This window comes from Sciscionella sediminilitoris, from assembly GCF_000737195.2.
Lineage (GTDB): Bacteria > Actinomycetota > Actinomycetes > Mycobacteriales > Pseudonocardiaceae > Sciscionella > Sciscionella sediminilitoris.
This window is the reverse complement of the sequence record NZ_JALM01000173.1, coordinates 1-4,448: the sequence shown is the minus strand read 5'-3', so window position 1 is coordinate 4,448 and position 4,448 is coordinate 1. Positions and strand designations below refer to the sequence as shown.

4 protein-coding genes are annotated in these 4,448 nt (G+C 71.8%); 2 read left to right on the top strand and 2 right to left on the bottom strand.

Features of this window, described 5'->3' with window-relative positions:
• Both AD72_RS34830 and AD72_RS34825 read right to left on the bottom strand, forming a co-directional pair.
• On the bottom strand, window positions 1–1,499 hold a 1,499-nt coding region (locus AD72_RS34830), incomplete at its 3' end, for a xanthine dehydrogenase family protein molybdopterin-binding subunit (RefSeq protein ID WP_037348430.1).
• Window positions 1,496–2,341, bottom strand: a complete 846-nt coding sequence (locus AD72_RS34825) for an FAD binding domain-containing protein (protein WP_031470917.1) — start codon at window positions 2,339–2,341, stop codon at window positions 1,496–1,498. The genes AD72_RS34830 and AD72_RS34825, both read right to left, overlap by 4 nt.
• A 23-nt stretch (window positions 2,342–2,364) precedes the next feature.
• Here AD72_RS34825 and AD72_RS34820 point away from each other — a divergent pair, with 23 nt between their 5' ends.
• Window positions 2,365–3,831 carry a class I adenylate-forming enzyme family protein gene (locus AD72_RS34820; protein ID WP_037348429.1) on the top strand — a complete coding sequence of 489 codons (1,467 nt, stop codon included), beginning with the start codon at window positions 2,365–2,367 and terminating at the stop codon, window positions 3,829–3,831.
• Window positions 3,832–3,841: 10 nt separating this feature from the next.
• Window positions 3,842–4,448, top strand: a 607-nt coding sequence (locus AD72_RS34815; RefSeq protein WP_031470915.1) for an SDR family NAD(P)-dependent oxidoreductase, incomplete at its 3' end; no start/stop codon positions are given.

Sequence of the window (4,448 nt, the reverse complement as noted above, 5' to 3'; positions counted from 1 at the left end):
AGCCCGAGCCGGTCCGCGGTCACCTGGGCGAGCGTGGTCTCGTGGCCCTGGCCGTGCGCGGAGGTCCCGGTGGTCACGGTGACCGTGCCGCTGGGATCCATCCGCGCGTTCGCGATCTCGTAGCCGGGGGTGAACTCCATTTTCCTGGCCGCGAACGCCTCGGTGCCGTATCCGGTGCGCTCGTTGAAGCAGGCGAACCCGATCCCGCGCAGCGGACCGCGTTCCTCACTCGCGAGCAGTTCCGCGCAGCGATCCAGGGATTCGGAATAGGAGCCGGGATCGTAGGTGATCCCGTTGACCCCGGTGTAGGGGAACTCGGTGATCAGGTTCCGCCTGCGCACCTCGAGCGGGTCGATGCCAAGTTGCCTGCCCGCCTCGGTCATCACCCCTTCCATCACCGCGACGATCTGCGGGCGGCTCACCCCGCGATAGGGCGCGGTCGGTGGTTTGTTCGTGGCGATCCCGCGCGCCCGCGCCCGGTAGCGCGGCACCCGGTAGGCCCCGGGCAGTTCGGTGGCCGCCATCAGCGGTTCCACCCCGCTGGTGAACGGGAACGCCGAGTACGCCCCGACATCGCAGCGGATGTCCGCGTCCAGGGCCAGCAGCCGGCCCTGTTCGTCGAACGCCGCCCGCACCCGGTGCCACTGTTCGTGCCCGTGAAAGCTCGCGGTCAGGTTCTCCACCCGGTCCTCGAACCAGGCCACGGCGTGCCCGGTGCGGTACGCGGCCGCGGCGACCGCGATCTCCTCGCGCCCGACCACGCATTTGAGCCCGAATCCGCCGCCCACATCCGGGGCGAGCACCCGGACCTGTCGTTCGGGCAGCCGCAGCGATTCCGCGATCGCGGTGCGCACCTGGTGCGGCACCTGGGTGGAAACCGTGACCACCAGCTGGTCCTCGCGTTCGTCCCATTCGGCGAGGCAGGCCCGCCCTTCCATGGGCAGCGCGGCCACCCGGGCGCTGCGGAATTCCAGCTCCACGGTGTGCGCGCCCGCGAAGACCCGTTCGATCTCCGGATCCTCGAACGGGAACACGTCCAGGAAGGTGTTCGCGGTCAGCCCCTCGTGCAGGGGCGCCCCGGCCAGCGCGGCGGGCATGGAGGCCAGCGCCTCGATCGGATCCTGGTCCACCGCGACCAGTTCGGCCCCGTCCTCGGCGGCGTAGGCGTCCTCGGCGAGCACGATCGCGAACGGTTCCCCGGCATAGCGGACCCGGTCGCGGGCCAGCACCGGCATCGCGGTGGGCACGAACTCCGGACGGTGCAGCGCGGCGAGGACATCGGCGCAGCCGAGGGTTCCGGCGTCGAGTACCGCATGCACCCCGCGCACCGCGAGCGCGTCCGGTGCCCGCACCGCCCCGATCCGGGCCGAGGCGAGCGGGCTGCGCGCGAAGGCCGCGTGCAGCAGTCCAGGGCGGCGCACATCAGCGGTGAACCGGCCGCGCCCGCGCAGCAGCCGGTGATCCTCCTTGCGCGCCAAGGCTTTACCGACCCAGCTCATGCACTGGCCTCCAGACAGGCGCGGCGCAGCAGGGTCGCGGTGAGGGTGCGGCGGTATTCGGCGCTCGCGTGGATGTCCTCCGGCGGCTCGAGCTCGGCGACCCCGGCCCGCGCCGCCTCGGTGAGCGCCCGCTCGGTCAGTTCCGTTCGCGCCAGCGCCTGTTCCGCCGCGGGCAGCCGCTGCGCCGCGGAGCCGACCCCGCCCGCGGCGACCCGGGCCGAGCGGCAGTGCCCGTCCTCGGTCTCCAGCGCCACCGCGACCACCACGAGCCCGAAATCCCCTTGGCGTTGCGCGAATTCGGTGAGCGCGGCCCGCGGGGCCGGGTGCGGGAACACCACCTCGGTGATCAGCTCGCCGGGTTCGGCCGCGGTACTCAGGAATCCGTGGAAGAACTCCGCGGCGGGCACCGTGCGCTCCCCGTGCGGGCCGCGCAGCACGATCCGCGCGTCCAGCAGCACCGCGAGCACGCACCATTCGGCGGTCGCGTCCCCGTGCGCCAGGCTGCCGCCGATGGTGCCCCGCGAACGGATCGGATAGTGCCCGATCCAGCGTGCGGCCCGGGAGAGCACCCCGAACCCGCCGAGCCCGGTTGCCTTCTCCACCGCCCGATGCGTGGTCAGCGCGCCGATCCGCAGCCCGTCCCCCTCCGGGCGCAGATAGCGCAGCTCGTCCAGCCGGGTGAGGTCGACGAGCGCACTCGGGCGGGCGAGCCGGAAATTCATCATCGGCACCAGGCTCTGCCCTCCGGCGAGGGGTTTCGCGTCCTCGCCGAGTTCGCCGAGCAGTTCCAGCGCGTGCTCCAGATCGTGGGCCCGGTGATACTCGTAGCTCGCTGGCTTCACGAGTATATGGTATACCATTTTTCATGATGGATGTGGCCCGGCTCACCGAAATCGGCGGCGGACTCGCCAGGATCCACGGTGCCACCGCTGCCGCCCGTGCGGAGCACCCGGCCGTCCGGCTGCCCGACGAGAACGGCCGGTTCGTCACGCTCAGCCACGGGGAACTCGACCATCGCAGCGCCGCAGTGGCCGGATGGTTCCAGGCCCAGGGCATCACCAAGGGCGATCGGGTCCTGTTGTGTGCCCCCAATTCCACCGGGTTCGTGCTCGCCTACCTCGCGCTGCACCGGATCGGCGCGGTCGTCGTGCTGGCGAATCCGGCCTACACCGACGCGGAACTGCGGCACCTGTACACCGACAGCGAAGCACGCGCGGCGATCCTGCCGGACGACCGCGCACTCGACACCCCGCTGCGGGTCAGCGCCGAACAGCCGCTCCCGGCAGGCGATCCGGTGCCCGCGACGCCTGCCGTGCCGGACGACCCGGCCGTACTCGCGTACACCTCGGGCACCACGGGAGTCCCCAAGGGCGTCGTGCTCACCCAGGCGAACCTGTACTCCTCGATCCGCGCGGTCATGGCGGCCTGGCAGTGGTCGCCCCGGGATGTGCTCGTGCACGCGCTACCGCTCTCGCACCAGCACGGGCTCGGCGGACTGCACGCGACCCTGCTCGCCGGGTCCACCGCGGTGCTGCTCCCCCGGTTCGATCCGGCCGAGTTCACCGCGCACGTCCTCGAATCCCGGGCCACGGTGCTGTTCGGGGTGCCCGCGATCTACCGCCGCCTGCTCGCCGAGCCGGATCAGCTGGCCGCGCTCGCCCGGGTCCGTCCCCGCCTGGTGGTCTCCGGCTCGGCCCCACTGGACGCCGCGGACTGCGCGGCGCTCGGCGAGGTGTTCGGCCAGATCCCGCTGGAACGCTACGGCACCACGGAAAGCGGGCTGAACGTGGCGAACCCGTATGCGGGCGGACGCCAGCCCGGCACCGTCGGGCTCCCGCTGCCCGGGGTGCGGCTGCGGCTGCTGGAGGACGCCGAGATCGCGGTCGCCGGTCCGCAGGTGTTCCGCCGGTACTGGAACCGCCCGGAGGCCAGCGCCGAGGCGTTCACCGAGGACGGCTTCTTCCGCACCGGCGATCTCGGCGAGTTCGATCCGGAATCCGGCCATCTGCGGATCAGCGGGCGGAAGAAGGAGCTGATCATCAGCGGCGGGCTCAACGTCTACCCGCGCGAGGTCGAGCTCGCCATCGAGGCGCATCCGGATGTCGCCGAGGCCGGGGTCGCCGGGGTGGCCTCGGCGCGCTGGGGCGAGGAGGTCACCGCCTGGGTCGTGCCGCGCCAGGGAACCCGGCCCGGCGAGGCGGAACTGCTCGCGCACGCGGCGGCAAGACTCGCGAAATACAAGTGCCCGAAACACATCCATCTCGTGCCGGACCTGCCGCGCAACAGCATGGGCAAGCTGATGCGGCGGGCACTCGGCACGCGGAACCAGTGAAGGAGCAGGAATGGATCTCGGACTGTCCGGCAAGGTCGCACTGATCACCGGGGCGAGCAAGGGAATCGGTCTGGAGACGGCCCGGCTGCTCGCCGCGGAGGGCTGCGATCTCGCGCTCACCGCACGCACCGCGGCCGATCTGGAACGCGCCGCCTCGGATGTCGCCGCCGCGAGCGGGCGCCGGGTGCTCCCGCTGACCGGGGACATGAGCGTCACCGAGGACGTGGAGTCCTGCGTGCGCGCGGCGATCGCCGAGTTCGGGCACATCGACATCCTCGTCACCTGCGCGGGAAGTTCACCGGGCGGGCTGCTCGAGGACCTCGGCGACGAGGACTGGCTCGCCAGCCTTTCGCTGAAGTTCCTCGGCTATGTGCGCTCGGTGCGCGCGGTCGTCGGGCACATGCGCGAACGCGGGGAGGGCAGCATCGTGCTCGTGGTCGGCAACGACGGGCTCAAACAGAGCTACTGGGAACTGACCGCGGGTGCGGCGAACGCGGCGGACATCAACTTCGCCTCCTCGATCGCCGAGCAGTACGCCCCGCACGGAATCCGGGTGAACACGGTCAATCCCGGCCCGGTCGCCACGGATCGCTGGGAAGGGCTCGAGGCCGCGCTCG